Here is a 14,006-nt window from a genome sequence, read left to right on the forward strand (position 1 = left end):
TCCTCGGCGGTTCTGATGGGGGCGTCCTCAGAAGTCGATGGAGTACTTCGGGACGCGGCGCAGGGTCACCGCGGCGGCACGAAGGTCCTTCTCGTCGTCAGGCGACCTGTCGTCCTCGTCACGAAGGTCGGTAAGCGTGAAGGCACCATCCGGGAGCTGGTAGCCGTCCTCGGACGGGACGGCGTCGCACATGCGGAACTGCAGCCCGGTGCCGGTGTCCCAGTCGTTGATGGTCTGCAGGCTGTCGCCGTTGAACAGGTCGACACGGCCATCGAAGACGTCGGTGTTGCCGTTCTTCCAGGTGATGTGGGCTTCGATCCGCGAGCCGGCGTGCTCGCTGCGCTTGATGTTCAGGTCACCGATCACCTCCGCGAACGACTCGCCCAGGCGCAGCTCGAAGGCGATCGCCCGCAGGTGGTCGAAGTTGATGTCGTACTTCCGGGAGAAGTCGACGATCTCGGCCACCTGCTTCTCGGCCACCCCGGGCACCTGGTCGCGCAGGTAGGCGGCCACTGTCTCGGGCTCGGGGTAGGCAAAGCGCATGTGGTAGTGGAAGCGGCCGGGTCGGTTGAGCATGTAGTCGTTGACGCGATGCAGCTCGTTGACCGACAGGACGTAGAGGCGCTTCGTCGTGCTCAGCCCGTCGAACAGGCTCAGGAACTGATTCTGCGACTCGTCGTCCTCATTGGAGAAGATCTTTTCGAACTCGTCGAAGACGATGACGACTTCGCCCAACTCGTCGAGGAACGCGGCCAGCCCCGTCGTGTTGTGCTGCACGAGCACGGTGGGCAAGTGGTGTTCCTCGCGCATACGCTCGGCGAGCAGGCGGAGCATGAGGCTCTTGCCCATGCCCTTGTCGCCGGAGAGGATGACGCCGAGCGAGCGGTCCATGGCGGAGTAGCCGGTGACGATCCGCTGTACACGGGAGGCGTGGCTGCCGTAGACGGTCTCTTCCGCGGATGTCAGCGACTCCGTCTGGCGCAGGCTGTAGCCGGTCACCTGAGAGAAGGAGATCGTGTAGGTGGCCACGGGTAGATCGGCGAAGGTCTGCACTGAGTCTCCGTAGAGGCGGAACTCCCCACCGGAGGCAACGATCGTGGATGCGGGCATGGAGACTTCTCGCTTTCGCAGGGGTAAGTGGGTAGCGGCAGCGCAACGGCACTCAGCGGATCGGAAGCACGCTGCTGTCCGGGCGGTAGACACCCTCGTCCTCGTTGAGCACGGACTTGGTGAGGACAACGCTGGCCATACGAGAGAGTTGAGACAGGCGCGGCTAGGCGCTACTCGTCGGCGAGCACGATCTTGGGGATGTAGCCGGGCGGGGTCAGGACATCGGAGTCCGTGAGGGTGCCAATGCATATGCGCAGCCGCTGCTCGGCGACTGCGCTGTGGGCACGGGAGAGGGCGCGGACGGTGGCCGGCGTCCCGGCGGTGGTATGGACGGTGGCGGGCAAGGTTTTGCAAGGCGCCAGAGTGGCCGAGGGCCGGGGCGGTGAGCCAGGACGGGGCGGACGGAGTCCTCGACCACACGGCGAAGGGGGGTGCAGGAGCATCCCTCCAGCCAGCCCGATACTGTCCCAGGCGCGGGCAAGCCCCACAACACCCCTCGGCCCGGCGGCCGGCGCCGGAGTCGCGCAGCGCAGGGCAGTCAGGGATCGTGAACTGGGCCATGCACCACCTTCATTCGACCGTGGTGACGGCCGCGTTCTCGGCGGCCATCTGCGCGGCCAGCGCGCGCAGCTGAGCGAGCTGCTCAGGTGTGAGGTGATACCCGCTGGTCTGCTTGGTCTCCTTGCCAGCCGCCCAACCGATGGCGTCCGCCGACGTGATGCTCACGGACTTGAGGCCCGCGAGGCGCTCGCGCTCCGCTGCCCTGGACCTGTTCTCCTCCAGCGCATCCCACAGGAGTGCGGCGACCTCGGCGGTCTTGCCGAGCTTCCAGCCGTCTGCGCGGCGGACCTCATGGCCGTCCGGGCCGGTGATGGCGATGGCGCCGACGTCCTCACCCCACATGCCAGTGAGGAGGACGGCATACCCGCTCTTCGTGGTGGCCTGGGCCCGGACTGCGCCCTTGTACTTCTTGGCAAGACTGGCGATCTCGGCAGCGAATGCGCTGCGCTGGTCGATGGTCATGTGTCTGCCCCTTCCGTTGGTGTCTCGGTTCCTGCTCGACGACCGACCCGATCGTCCGGGGCGTCCTGTCGTGCGGGAGCATCCCTCCGGCAGCACCGACACTGCCCCGGCCGGCCGGGCCAACCCCCGCACCGTCTTGCGACCGATCACACGCACAGCGGCTGGGTGAGTTCGGAGGCCAGGGCTCGTCACGGCGCAGGGTGACGCGGTGCGCCTCCTCGTGCCCCCGGTTGCACAGCTCGATCGCTCCGTCCGGGTAGTGCGTGGTCACGGTGTCCGCGAACTCGGCGGCGCCGTGCGCGTACCGCCCCGGTGTCCACTCGCCCCACAGCACAGACTGCCGATGGCGTAGAGCCCATGCGCGTCCGGGGTGAAGGTGCGGGTGTCGGCATCGGCTGTCCTTCAGACAGCGTCATTCAGGAGTGTGAAGTGTGGACGACTGCAGGGGTGGGTGTTCTCGGCGAGCGGTTCACCCGCCCCTGCAACATGGAGTGGTGGCGGCGGTTGTTCAGACGGCCGCAGTGACCGCGGAGCGGTCGTCGGCGCTGCCGGGAGCAGCGCTGTCGTTGTCGTCCAGGAGGTCTGGATCGATGCCGAGGGCGCGGGCGGCGTTCCTCTTGTCGCGCTCGATCAGAGCCGTCACGATCTGCTCGTAACTGCTCTGGATCGGAGGGTTCTTCACGGTGCCGTAGGCGAGTACGTACTGGCTCTTCATGGCACGGGTGAAGGCGACGTAGAACATCCGCTTGGCGTCTTGGGTCATCTTCGTGTCCTCCCTGTAGAGGACGACGGCGTTGTCGAATTCCAGACCCTTGGCACCGTGGATCGTCGAAACGATCAGGTCGGCCTTGGACTCGAGGTTCTTTCGCTTGCGCTCCTGGTTCTTCTGCTTGTTGATGTTCAGCTTCTGCTGGTTCCGCTGAATCTCGCAGGAGAGTAGGTTGTCGCGCAGCCGATCGAAGAACGCCTTGTGCGTGAGCGTGCCCTGGTGGCAGAGCGTGACCCAGCCGTTGATGGTCGCGCTGTTCTCGATCCACCACTCGGAGATCGTGCGCAGGATCGCCTTCTCAACGGTGGCCTTGGCAGCGTTCTTCGTCAGCTTGTCCATGTTGTCCTTGATCCCCTGGGAGACCACGAACGCGGCGTTGGCCGGCGGTGCCTGCAGGACGTCGTTCCAGAAGAACTTGATGTACTTCGAGAAGATGTCCGTGGCGTAGACGCGATCGCTGACCAGAGAGGCGACGCGGCGGCCCGGGTAGCGCTTTTCGAGCACCTCCTGGATCAAGGACACCTCACGGCGCGAGTAGGCCAGGAAGGCCACCTGCTCGCCCCGGTCCAGGCACCTGTCTACGTAGTCGGGGATGACCGTGTTGCGCACGATCGCCTGCAGGTCCTGGGTGACGAACCCAGTGAGTCTGGCCACCTCGCGGTACTCCAGGGTGACCTTCTCCTGGAACGAGTCCGCCGTTGGCATTGCGAGCGAGTTCGCCTGCAGCTGGATGTTGGCGAACTGGTTGGTCTCCAGCCCGCCGAGCACGACGTTCGCGAAGTCCAGGATCTCCTGGTTGCTCCGGTAGTTCGTCGTGAGCTTGAAGGTCGCGAAGACACCCGAGCCCTCCAGCGTGTTGAGCGCGCGCGGGTTCGCTGAGCGGAACTCGTACAGCGTCTGCGAGGCATCGCCGACGATGAACAAGGACTGGGTGTGCTTGGTGATGTACTTCAGCACGTAGATGAACTCAAAAACGCTGTTGTCCTGGACCTCGTCGATGATGAGGTACTTCGACTGCACGTGGGCCGGCTCGGCCATGTCGTCGATCTTCTGGTAGCAGATGATGATCTGCAGCTCCAGCGACGTCTGCTCGATGCGGTCGAGCAGCGAGATCACCTCGTCGAAGTGGCTCTCGACGAAGGTGTTCAGGGCCGTGAAGGCACCGGTCCTGTTCTGGTCGACCTCCAGCAGGCGGTGGCGGAACGTCGCCGCGAACTGGCTGTTCGGGTAGAAGATGTCGATCGAGTTGATGATCGTGTCGATGGCCGAGACCTTGTGCCTCGGGTGGTTCATCGAGTAGATGTCGATGATCATTTTGGCGATGGTCATCGAGCCGACGTCCGGGTTCTTCTCCGTGATGTTGTCGGCCGCGGCGTTGGTGAACGACAGCACCGTGATGTCCGAGGCGGGGACCCCACAGGCTTCGAGGTACTTGATGCGCTCGAGAATCACGGTCGACTTGCCGGTTCCGGCTCCCGCCTGCGTCATCACCAGCGGCTCGTGCGTGGTGAGCGCGTCGAGCTGCTGCTTGGACAGGTGGGCTGGCAGTGCCGGAGGCGTGGCCGGCTGCGCGGGTACGACCAGCTGGGCCTTTATCTGCTCCAGGTGGTCGAGCGTGTGGTTCATCAGCAGGCTGAGGTTCTGCTTCGACAGCGTCGTGGCAATCCGGTCGGAGAAGGTCGCATCGATCTGCTTGTGGATCTGGCGGTACGCCTCCAGCGGGACGTTGTAGTTCTCCAAGTAGCGCAGCTGGACGGCAAGCATGTTCAGCTGCTGTTCCGTGGGGCCCGCGGGCATGTCCTGGATGTAGCGGCAGACCTCGTCGGCAATCGTCTCGGAGTCCCAGACCTGGGCCAGGCGCGTGATGCGCTCGTAGATCGAGTACTGGCGCATCCACTCGTCGAACTCGTCGTCGAGGTTGGAGGCAGTCAGGCCGACGGATGTGAGCATGTCCTGGACGTAGTTGCGAGCGTTCTCCAGCGGGCTGGTGTCCCACTGGAGGAAGACAGAGGCGTTGTGGTTGCCGTAGCCGGCCGCGCGTGAGACGGCGGTTGCGCACTCCGGCTCGGGGAGGCCCTTCTTGAAGAAGTACAGCTCCATCCGGTACTGGATGACGAGGTCGCGCGTTGACTTGCCGCCGGACTTGTCCTCGTAGAACACGAGCGCCTGCGGGGTCATGTCGAAGGCTACGTCCCAGTCGTCGAATCGGCTGGACGAGGTGTCGACAGCAAAGCGGTCGTCGACGTGCGGGCTCGGCAGGGTGAAGGAACCGCCAGCGTTCAGAGCGCGGCGCGTGATCGGTGCGAGCGGGATCGATGTCGTGGTGATGTCGTGCTGCGTCGAGCTCTGCTTGACCTCGATATCGGTGGCCATGGCGTAGGCGGTGTTGGTGGCAGTGTTGATCGGCAGCAGGGACTCGTTGAGCAGGCCGATCTTCTTGCCGTTGCCGGTGAGCTTCGAGGAGAAGAACTTCGGGTCGACGGCCTTCTGAGCAACGGCATTGGCCGAGAGGTCGAGGTCATCAAGCAGGACAGGCACGTCGTTGCCCTTCTTCGGTGGGTCGAGAGGCGGATTGAGAGAAGGCGCAAATCACAACGCGCAGCGATTCCGACAGAAGTGAATAGTCAGTCGCATGCTCGAAGGCGAGCGAGAAGCGCAGCGACAAGGCTGGGTCATGGGCGCAGTTACGAACACGGGCGGGGCTCTCGTCAGGCGACGAGCCCCGCCCGTGTTCCTCTCAACCCACCCGTCAGGGGCCGTTAGGCCCCTGAATCCGGGGTATGTGGCGAGGCCACGCCCCGGACGCCGCGCGCTACCCAGGCGCGCAGTCGTTCATCAGCGGCAGCTCACCTCACTTCGAGCTCGAGTCCGAGCGCCGGTCGGGACCATCGGCGGCAGCATTGCCGGCATCGAGATCCCAGGGACAGGCAAGGAAGGCGCACCCGGTGAGGAGTACGCCCGATGCTCCGGCGGATCAGTCGGCTACGCGTTCAAGGTGCGACCAGTGCACGACCCACAGTTCCTTGATGCCGTCAGAGTCCGGCTCGATCTGCTCGACCCACGCGCCGCAGTCGGTGGCAGTGACGATGCCGTCGTCGGTAACTCCACGACGACCGACGACCTTGAACATCTCTACGGTGCGGGTGTCTCGCACGGTCATGCCGCTCTCGCACTCGTTCCACTTCATGATCACGCCTCTTCGTACGCGTCGGTGCTGACAGCGGCGTGCCCCTCGCGCACGATGCGCGCATACTCCGCATACGTCTGGCCATCACATGACCAGCCGTTGACCACGGTGCGACCGGACACCTGCACCCGCGCGGGGGACTCGGCCAGGGAGTATCCCCCTCCCAGGTTCTGCCAGAAATCCACTTGTTGCCCTTGTGGGGACGTTGCGTTGAGAGTCCTTATCCAGGTCATAGCGAACGGAGACCGCCCTTCCTGAGCAATGAGGGTGTGCGGGTGAGGTACGTCCGGTGCGATGCGGACGCCTGCTCAGTCGTCCGACGGGGATGCCGAGACTATGCCGCCGGTCTGGGCAGCGAGCAGGTAGTCCTCGATCCAGGTGCGAACTGCCTTCCGCGCCGGCCGCGCACCCTGGGAGTCCACGTAGGTGGCCTCTTCGATGGCGCGCAGCTCGTCGTCCGGCATCGACACGGGCAGCGCCTGGGCCAGCCGCGGCTTGGCCTTGACGATCCGCTCACGCTGCCGCTCGTAATCGGCGGCCATGATCTGCCGGTAGGTCTGCCGGTCGATGGGGTTGAACCCCACGACCAGTGAGAACCGGCCCAGCAGCTCGGCGTCGAAGAACTGCTCCAGTGCCTTGTTGAGGCTCTGGTTCGAGATGGTCTTCGGGTTGTTGCCGAAGCCGATCATCTTGCCGTCGAGCGAATCACGGGCGGCGTTGGTCGTGCAGATGACCAGGGCCTTGGAGAAGTCCAGCATCTTGCCATGGGCGTTGCGGATGTAGCCTTCGTCGAACGCCGAGAGGAACAGGCGCTGCACGGCCTTGTCTGCTTTCTCGAACTCGTCGAGCAGGATCACCCGGTGAGGGTTGGACTCCAGCGTGTCGAACGGGAGCTCCTGGTTGGAGTCCGATCCGACATAGCCGGGAGGTGCGCCGATGATCTTCGACGTCGACCACTCGCCCTGGAATTCGGTCATGTTGAGGATGATCGGCTCGGTGCCGGTCGTCTCCTCAGCGATCATCTTGACCGCCTCGGTCTTACCCACACCCGAGGCCCCGGCGAACAGCCACGTCGTGGGCGTCTTCGTCGGGAACAGGTTGAGCTCTTCGCGGGCCAGACGGTCCGTGAGCTTGGCGAGCACGTCGTCCTGGCCCTGCAGGCGGCTGCTGAGCGTGGCACTCAACGCGGCGACGTCGAGGTCCTTGCGCTGGGCGTTTCCGGTCATCAGGCGCTTGGCCACATCGAGCACACGGGTGTTCGTCAGCGGCACCTGCGGGATGGACCGCAAGGTCTGCGCGAGTGCCGTGTCGCCGGCGTTCTCCGCCTGGACGATGAGCTTCTTCTGCTCCAGGACCCGATCAGCCATCGCGCGGTCGAGCAGCGTGATGGCGTTGTCCGGCCGGTGCTGGCCAGCCCGGGAGTTCGCTTCGGCGATCTGCACCACCGAGGCCAGGACATCGTCGGACACCCCGATCTGATGACGGTAGTGCGCCATCAGGCCGGGGCGGACCGCGGTCATCACGGCCAGCGTCTGTTCCACGTTCAGCTCGTCGACGATGAGCCGGGTGAAGCGGCGGGCGAAGGCCGGGTCCTCGTCGAAGGCCCGAGACTCGGTGCTGGTGGTCGCGCCGATGACGGACATGTCGCCGCGGGCAAGGGCCGGCTTGAGGATCTGCGAGATCTTGCGGCCGACAGCGTCGCCATGGCTGCCGGACCCTCCGGTGATCTGGTGGATCTCGTCCATGAACAGGATGGCCTTGTTCTTGGGATCCGAGGCGAACTCGACGATCGCCTTGACCTTCTCCTCCAGCGAGCCGACAATGCCGGTCCCGGCGATGATGTTGGTGATGGGTAGCTCGTAGATCGTGCAGTCCTTGAGCTGGTCGGGAATGAGGGCGTCGCCGAGCGCGATGCGCCGTGCGATGTCCTCGACGATCTTCGTCTTGCCGACGCCGGCGGATCCGACCAGCAGAGCGTTGGGCTTGGTCTTGCTGATGATGACCGAGAGGACCTGCCCGATGAGCGTGTCACGGAACATGGTCGGATCGGCGTTCTTGAACTTCTCGTTGTAGTCGACGAGGAGCTCCCTGACGTCATCGGCGCTGCCACCGTTGGACGGCAGTCCCGCGGACGGGAACTGATGAGGGAAGCTGCCGCCACCGCCGTTGCTCTTGTCGTCGTCGGAGCCGCCTGGTGTGAAGTTGCTGAGACCCACCGGGTCCTCCTTCGGTGCGGGTCGCTCGGCGTGGTGGCGCGCTGGGTGGATACGCCACGGTGTCCCGAGCAGGGATATGGATGAGTGAGAGGGAAAGTCAGGGGTCGTCAAAGCGGCACTGCTCTTGACGGTTTTCGAGGAGCGCCATGGTCAGCTGACCTCGACACCGCCTGGCACGGTGGCGGGCGCAGGTTTGGTGAGCGCGGCGGCAACCTCTTCGAAAGCGGCGACCGCCTTGCGAAGATCAGCGACGATCTCCGCGGCGACGTCGGCCGGGTTTCCAATTTCATCCGCGTCCTGGGCGGGGATGTCGCGCGTAGGCCAGACCGTGGGCCGTGCATCGGCCGGACGGATGGCAGGAATGGTGACGAGGACGGTGTCGACGGTCGTCCCGGACTGAGCGAACGCCCGGTCCGGAAGTGCTTCGACGAGAGCACCGCGCTGTTCCACGAGCTTTCGGAAAGCTGTGGTGCTGCGGTTCTGTTCAGTGGCAGTCCACGACATGACCGACACCAGCAGCCCATTCGGTTTCAGGAACCGTAGGGCGTGGGTGACGTGGGCTATGTCGGTGCCACGGGTGAACGGTGGGTTCATCAGCACCCGGTCGAAGCGAGGTTCGACCGGGATGGTGAGGAAGTCAGCGACCTGCACCCGGCGCGCCACATGCGTATCGGACAGGACGGTGGCGTATCCGGGGTCCCGTTCGATGCAGTCCACGATTGCACCGCGGGCTGCTGCGGCTGTGGCTATGGCGCCGGAGCCGGCAGACGGCTCCAACACGGTCATGCCCGGCTCAAGGGCGGCCAGAGCGATGAGCTGTTCGACAACGGGTTCGGGTGTGGGGAAGTACTGAGCAAGGGTGCGTTTCTCCCCCAGGGTCACGACCTCACCGGTGGCAAGCACTGGTGCGAGCGCCTCGGCGGCGTGGACGGGGAAGAGGTGCGCACCCTCGGTCTTTGTCCATCGACCGCCGACCGCTTCGAGGACCTCGTTGACGCTCTGGTACAGGGTGGGAGTCAAGCGGGGGCCTACGAGCATCAGGCGATGGCCATCAGTCTTGGTACGGCCTGACAGGGCTGCGAGCACATCCGCGGGGATTCGCATCGGAGGTTCCTTCAGTGCGGGATACTCAGCGTGATGAATGAGAGAGAAAGTTAGCGTCGCCAAGAGCGGCGCCGATCACCGGAGTTGGTCGCACGGCACCGCTCTTGGCTGTTCTTGGAGGATTCAGGGTCAGACGACCATGCCGAGGAGCCTCTGCCGGATGCTCGGGTCGATGTGCTTCATCGAGTCGGCGTAGCGCTTGGCCAGGTCCACCATGAACGACCAGTCCATGGCGGAGCACGGCGCGTAGTACAGGTTCTTCGGGTGGTCCTGACGCGTGGACGGCGGCAGCCAGTCGAAGTCGGTGACCATGAGCGAGAGCCTGCGCTGACGCACCCGGCTGGCGTTGATGTACTGCCAGATCTGCGTGTATTCGGTTCCGCCCGACACCTTCGGGATCCTGCGGAACTCCTTCCAGATCTGAGCCGTCGACTTGTTCTCCGTGCGCAGCATCACCTCCTGGGACAGGAAGTGGCTGAACGAGTTGAAGTACAGGTTGATGTTGAGCCTCTTGGCGATCCGGATGAGCATCATGACCGCCTCTTGGTAGTTCTCCTCGGAGATCGAACCGGAGGTGTCGATGTAGATGTGCAGGTCGGGCATGTACTGCACCGAGGTGATCCGGCCGGGCTTATTGAAGTCGTCCGGGTTCCGGCGGTTGGCCTTGAGGAAGGTCGCCTTCGTCGTGCGGAAGATGTTCTGCGACCTGTTGACCTTGCCCATCCGGCGCAGCACACGGGTGATGTCCTTGAACAGGTCGAGCTTGCTCGGCGGCTGCTTACGGAACGCCACCTGGGCGCTACGGCTGCCAGGCTGGCCCGGTTGCTGCTTGGCTCCCAGGGCGGCGGCCCGGGCGGCGGCCCGTGGCAGCGACGTGAGCTTGGACAGCGACGTGTTCGAGACGACCTTCACCGGCGAAGCCAGCGACTGGTTGATGAGGTTCCACTCCCCCGTGATCTTCGCCGCGGTGGCCCGGGCGTGGGCCTCGACGTTGACCAGGACGAGGGCGCGCGGGCAGAACAGCTCTCCGACCGTGAACGGCAGGACGCCGGTGCCCAGTGGGGTGTTCTGCTGGCTGGCCTGGGCCCGTTGCTGCTCAACGTAGTTCATGAACATGTGCACGAGCACCCGAGCGAAGGAGTGCTCATCGTTGGCGTCAGAGTCGTCCTTGCGCACGAGCAGCGACTCGGTGAGCCCCTTCAGGGACAGGGCTGTGAAGTCGTTGAGCAGCTTGGTGGTGGCCGGCGGCAGCGCGCTGGCCATCGTCTGCGTCTGCTGGGACAGCCAGATCTTGAAGCCGTCGAAGGCCGCGGAGGAATGGAACCAGAAACCGAGGGTGTCGGGGTGGAAGGTGTAGGCGATCGATGCGAAGAAGGCGCTCTCGTCGCCGGTTCCCGCCAGCAGAGCCTTCGCGGCGGGGAGGACATCAGCCTGGGCCGTGTAGAGCACCCGCGGGGAGGGCGCGGGCATCTTGTTCTGCTGCCCGGCTTGGACGGCGAAGAGCTCGGCGACCGGCAGCGGTGTGCCCTGGTCGAAGTTGATCAGGGTCTGCCCGAGCAGCTCCTTGACCGTCTGCTCGCTGGTCGCGTTCAGCGTGTCGCCGAGGCAGCTCAGGACCAGATCCGGAATGTCCCCCGTCAGATCAGCGCCCTGGGCGTCGGTGATGCTCGCCGGGGCGTTGGGGTTCAAAGGCTGCAGCAGCGGGTCGATGAGGGTCTGCTGGATCGCCGGCATCGGGTCGTAATCACCGGTGCACGAGATCGTGTGCAGTGCGTCGAGCACGGTCGGCTTCTGGTTCGTGACGGTGATCGTCATGGGTCGTGGTCTCCTTCTGAGGACAAGGCAGCGGCAGAGCGCCGCCGGTGGTGGAGAGTTGCAGCAAGGACGGCAGCCCGCAGCAGGTCCACCACCGGTGAGCGAGCGATCAGAGGAAGGCCGAGAGGACCGGCTTGGCCTGGTTGACGATCGGAGCGTCGATCTCCATGAAAGCCTCCAGGTTCTGGCGGTCGATCTGCTGGTTGGTCACCATCTCGATGAGCGTGCGGGTGTGCTCCGGCTCGATCTGGGTGATGGCCTGCGCCAGCTGCTCGATGAGGCGCGCGTTGTCCTTGCTCTCCTTGAGCGCGTACAGCAGCGACCCGGACTTCTCGTTGCCAGTCAGCGTCGCGATGACCGCGGTCATGTCGGTCATGGTCGCTGCGGCCTTCAGGCTCTGGTAGCAATTCGGCTTCGGGACGTTCACCCGGTTGTGCTGCACGCCGCCGGCGTTGTTCGCCAGGTCCTGGGCGATGGTGGCCACAAGCTGCGTGGTGAACATGGTGTCGCCAACGTAGGCCTCGATAGCCTCGTTCAGCAGCGAGGTCTCTCGGTCGCCGATCTTGATCTGGGTGGCCAGGTACCTTGCCAGCTCCTGCGGGTCGGCCGTGTTGAGCCATTTCGACAGGGTGTCGATGGTGCGCGGCGTGGTGAGCTGGTTCATCTCCTCGCCGCCGTCGAACAGCTCGGCCATCGTGACGTTGCCGTTGTCGTCGTCGTCCTGGCCGTCGGCGACGATGGCCTCGGGCGTCGACTTCTGGAAGATGAGCCCGGGGTACTGCGTGAGCACCGTCTTCACCCAGGGGTTGATGTTGTCGCCGAGGACGGACATGAGGGTGGCGGCGTCGGGCTCGACGTGGAAGATCGCGAAACGGGACAGGCTTGCCTCGTCGAGCGAGGTGACATTGCCCTTGTCGTTGCCGGCCACGACGATGCGGACGTTCTCGGGCAGCTCGACGTACCCCATGCGGCGCAGCGTGACGAGGGTCAGCGCGCCTGAGGTGACGTCGGAGGTGGTGCGGTTGATCTCGTCGAGGAAGAGGATCGGCCACTCGCGCGGGTTCCTCTCGGCGTAGTCGATGCACTCCTGGATCACCTGGTGCGGGTAGAAGACCTGCTTGTAGCTCTGCGTGCCGTCATCCTTGGTGTACTGCACCAGGCGGGCACCGGTGAGGTCGGCCTTGTCGGCGAGCTGGTTGCACGGCAGCGTGAAGGCCTGCGTGCCCATGGAGTAGGCCAGGTCCTCGACGAAGCTGGACTTGCCAATGCCGGGTTCGCCCATGAGAGCGGGCGTCGCGCCGACCTCAAGGGACTGCTTGATGAGGGTCGTCAGGGTGTCGTTGAACTTCATGTCGATGTCTTTTCTGTGGGTAGGCGAGGAAGAGAGAGAAGACGTCGGAGGACGGCGCTGCTGCTCTCGGCGTCGCCGAGGCTGTATAAGCCGTGAACGGTCCTGTGGCGCGGGCTGCGCCGTCGGTGCCCGGCTGAGACACGCACTCCCGCCATCGGTGGCGATGGAGCCCCGCTGCACATCGCCACCCGATCGCGCTCCGCGCGATCCAGTGCTGTCCCCACCTATGCTCGGCCCCGCCACAGCACCCGTCGCCCACCCCACCCGCTGCCGGAGGCGGCAGATGAAACAGGAGCAGAAGCAGCAGCAGGAACAGGCGTAGAGCGTCAGTCGGTCGACAAGGATCGGGCCTCGCGGTCGGCCACGAGCGCAGCCGCCCGGTCGAGGAGGAAGGGCCGGCCGTTGCGGCGCTCGCTGTGCTTGGGGCGCGCGGGGATGACGTCGAGCGCCGCCTTGTAGAGCAACCACGCGGTTTCGCCTGTCGAGTACTCGACGCCGAGGGCGCTGTAGGCGCGTAGTTGTGTCCGCATCCAGCCGTATAGCGAAGCGAGAACCGAGAACTCCCAGCGGGACATGTCGTGGTTGAAGTCGCCGGGATCCCGGAGCTGGTGGTGTGCCCTGACCAAGGTCTGCTCGACGATGGCCTGCGAGTACGGGATGTCGGGCATGGCCTCGGTGGTGTCGACAGCTGATGCTGAAGCACCGGAACTCTCGCTGGCGTTCACTGCCAGCTGCGCGTAGAGGTCCTCGATAGAGGTGAAGGTCGGCACGCTAGTTGCTTCGTTGACGTGAGCCACGATGCGCTCGGGAACCGGCTGGCGGGTGAAGGTCGACCAGTGGTCCAGGAGCAGCTCATACCAGCCGTGTTCCTCACGCAGGACGCGCTTGCTGGCGGCTACGGGGAAGTCGTGGAAGTTCTTCGGCAGCGGCATGACGAGATGGAAGCCCCGGCCAGACATCGACAGCTCCGAGTAGAGGATGCCCGGCAGCCGCAGCAGGTCGGTGGCCACACCTGGCGGGCAGTCGGCCTCGATGTCGAGGACGAGCAGCCCGTCAGTCTGGGCTTGGAGGTAGAAGGCGGTGTTCGCGGCGTTCGGTATCGCCGCGGTGAGTTCGTCGAGAGGGAGCAGGCAGGTCTCGTCCAGGGCGAAGGCTCCGCGCAGTGGGCCCGCGTGCTTGCAGCTGGACGTGCATCCGTCGAGCAGGTGCCGTACGTCGATCGGAGCCTTGCGCTTCGGCGGCTTGGTGGAATCGTCGGGGGTCTCTTCTCCGATCTGTCCGGAGATGGTCCACCGACAGGCACTGGCGAGAGTGCGGATCGCGGGGTTGCCGTAGAACTGCGGGAACCAGGCATGCGGGTCGGCTGGAGTCATCGCGGGACGCACACTTTCGATCAGATAAGCCAGGAGGGGAAGAGAAAGACAGGACCCC

At 64.9% G+C, this 14,006-nt stretch carries 11 protein-coding genes; all 11 read right to left on the bottom strand.

The window, feature by feature from the left end:
- Positions 1 to 27 precede the first annotated feature (27 nt).
- A complete protein-coding gene (locus tag ACFWP3_RS14045) occupies positions 28 to 1,110 on the bottom strand; it encodes an AAA family ATPase (protein ID WP_384220079.1) in 1,083 nt (360 codons plus the stop codon).
- Between the two features lie 170 nt (positions 1,111 to 1,280).
- Positions 1,281 to 1,454: a hypothetical protein gene (locus tag ACFWP3_RS14050; protein ID WP_384220082.1), complete on the bottom strand. Its 174-nt coding sequence runs from the start codon at positions 1,452 to 1,454 to the stop codon at positions 1,281 to 1,283.
- A 226-nt stretch (positions 1,455 to 1,680) separates the two neighbouring features.
- Positions 1,681 to 2,133, bottom strand: a complete 453-nt coding sequence (locus ACFWP3_RS14055) for a hypothetical protein (protein ID WP_384220084.1) — start codon at positions 2,131 to 2,133, stop codon at positions 1,681 to 1,683.
- A gap of 508 nt (positions 2,134 to 2,641) precedes the next feature.
- Positions 2,642 to 5,440, bottom strand: coding sequence for a UvrD-helicase domain-containing protein (locus ACFWP3_RS14060; RefSeq protein ID WP_384220087.1), 2,799 nt, complete (start codon positions 5,438 to 5,440; stop codon positions 2,642 to 2,644).
- Positions 5,441 to 5,876: 436 nt separating this feature from the next.
- Entirely contained in the window at positions 5,877 to 6,089 is a 213-nt protein-coding gene (locus ACFWP3_RS14065) for a hypothetical protein (protein ID WP_384220089.1), read from the bottom strand.
- A 2-nt stretch (positions 6,090 to 6,091) separates the two neighbouring features.
- Positions 6,092 to 6,274, bottom strand: a complete 183-nt coding sequence (locus ACFWP3_RS14070) for a hypothetical protein (RefSeq protein WP_384220092.1) — start codon at positions 6,272 to 6,274, stop codon at positions 6,092 to 6,094.
- Between the two features lie 123 nt (positions 6,275 to 6,397).
- Entirely contained in the window at positions 6,398 to 8,305 is a 1,908-nt protein-coding gene (locus tag ACFWP3_RS14075; RefSeq protein WP_384220094.1) for an AAA family ATPase, read from the bottom strand.
- 150 nt (positions 8,306 to 8,455) lie between these two features.
- The gene (locus tag ACFWP3_RS14080; protein WP_384220097.1) at positions 8,456 to 9,409 is read right to left on the bottom strand and encodes an RsmD family RNA methyltransferase; all 954 of its coding nucleotides are present in this window, start codon (positions 9,407 to 9,409) and stop codon (positions 8,456 to 8,458) included.
- A gap of 129 nt (positions 9,410 to 9,538) precedes the next feature.
- The gene (locus ACFWP3_RS14085) at positions 9,539 to 11,224 is read right to left on the bottom strand and encodes a hypothetical protein (RefSeq protein WP_384220099.1); all 1,686 of its coding nucleotides are present in this window, start codon (positions 11,222 to 11,224) and stop codon (positions 9,539 to 9,541) included.
- A gap of 109 nt (positions 11,225 to 11,333) precedes the next feature.
- Entirely contained in the window at positions 11,334 to 12,575 is a 1,242-nt protein-coding gene (locus ACFWP3_RS14090; RefSeq protein WP_384220101.1) for an AAA family ATPase, read from the bottom strand.
- 326 nt (positions 12,576 to 12,901) lie between these two features.
- Positions 12,902 to 13,948, bottom strand: a complete 1,047-nt coding sequence (locus ACFWP3_RS14095; RefSeq protein ID WP_384220104.1) for a hypothetical protein — start codon at positions 13,946 to 13,948, stop codon at positions 12,902 to 12,904.
- Positions 13,949 to 14,006: the final 58 nt, after the last annotated feature.

This window comes from Streptomyces sp. NPDC058525, assembly GCF_042719495.1.
Taxonomy (GTDB): Bacteria; Actinomycetota; Actinomycetes; order Streptomycetales; family Streptomycetaceae; genus Streptomyces.

Bases quoted from the DNA above. Each gene is read 5' to 3' on its own strand.
- ACFWP3_RS14045 (WP_384220079.1), bottom strand. From the start codon at position 1,110: ATGCCCGCATCCACGATCGTTGCCTCCGGTGGGGAGTTCCGCCTCTAC.
- ACFWP3_RS14055 (WP_384220084.1), bottom strand. From the start codon at position 2,133: ATGACCATCGACCAGCGCAGCGCATTCGCTGCCGAGATCGCCAGTCTT.
- ACFWP3_RS14065 (WP_384220089.1), bottom strand. From the start codon at position 6,089: ATGAAGTGGAACGAGTGCGAGAGCGGCATGACCGTGCGAGACACCCGC.
- ACFWP3_RS14080 (WP_384220097.1), bottom strand. From the start codon at position 9,409: ATGCGAATCCCCGCGGATGTGCTCGCAGCCCTGTCAGGCCGTACCAAG.
- ACFWP3_RS14085 (WP_384220099.1), bottom strand. From the start codon at position 11,224: ATGACGATCACCGTCACGAACCAGAAGCCGACCGTGCTCGACGCACTG.
- ACFWP3_RS14090 (WP_384220101.1), bottom strand. From the start codon at position 12,575: ATGAAGTTCAACGACACCCTGACGACCCTCATCAAGCAGTCCCTTGAG.
- ACFWP3_RS14095 (WP_384220104.1), bottom strand. From the start codon at position 13,948: ATGACTCCAGCCGACCCGCATGCCTGGTTCCCGCAGTTCTACGGCAAC.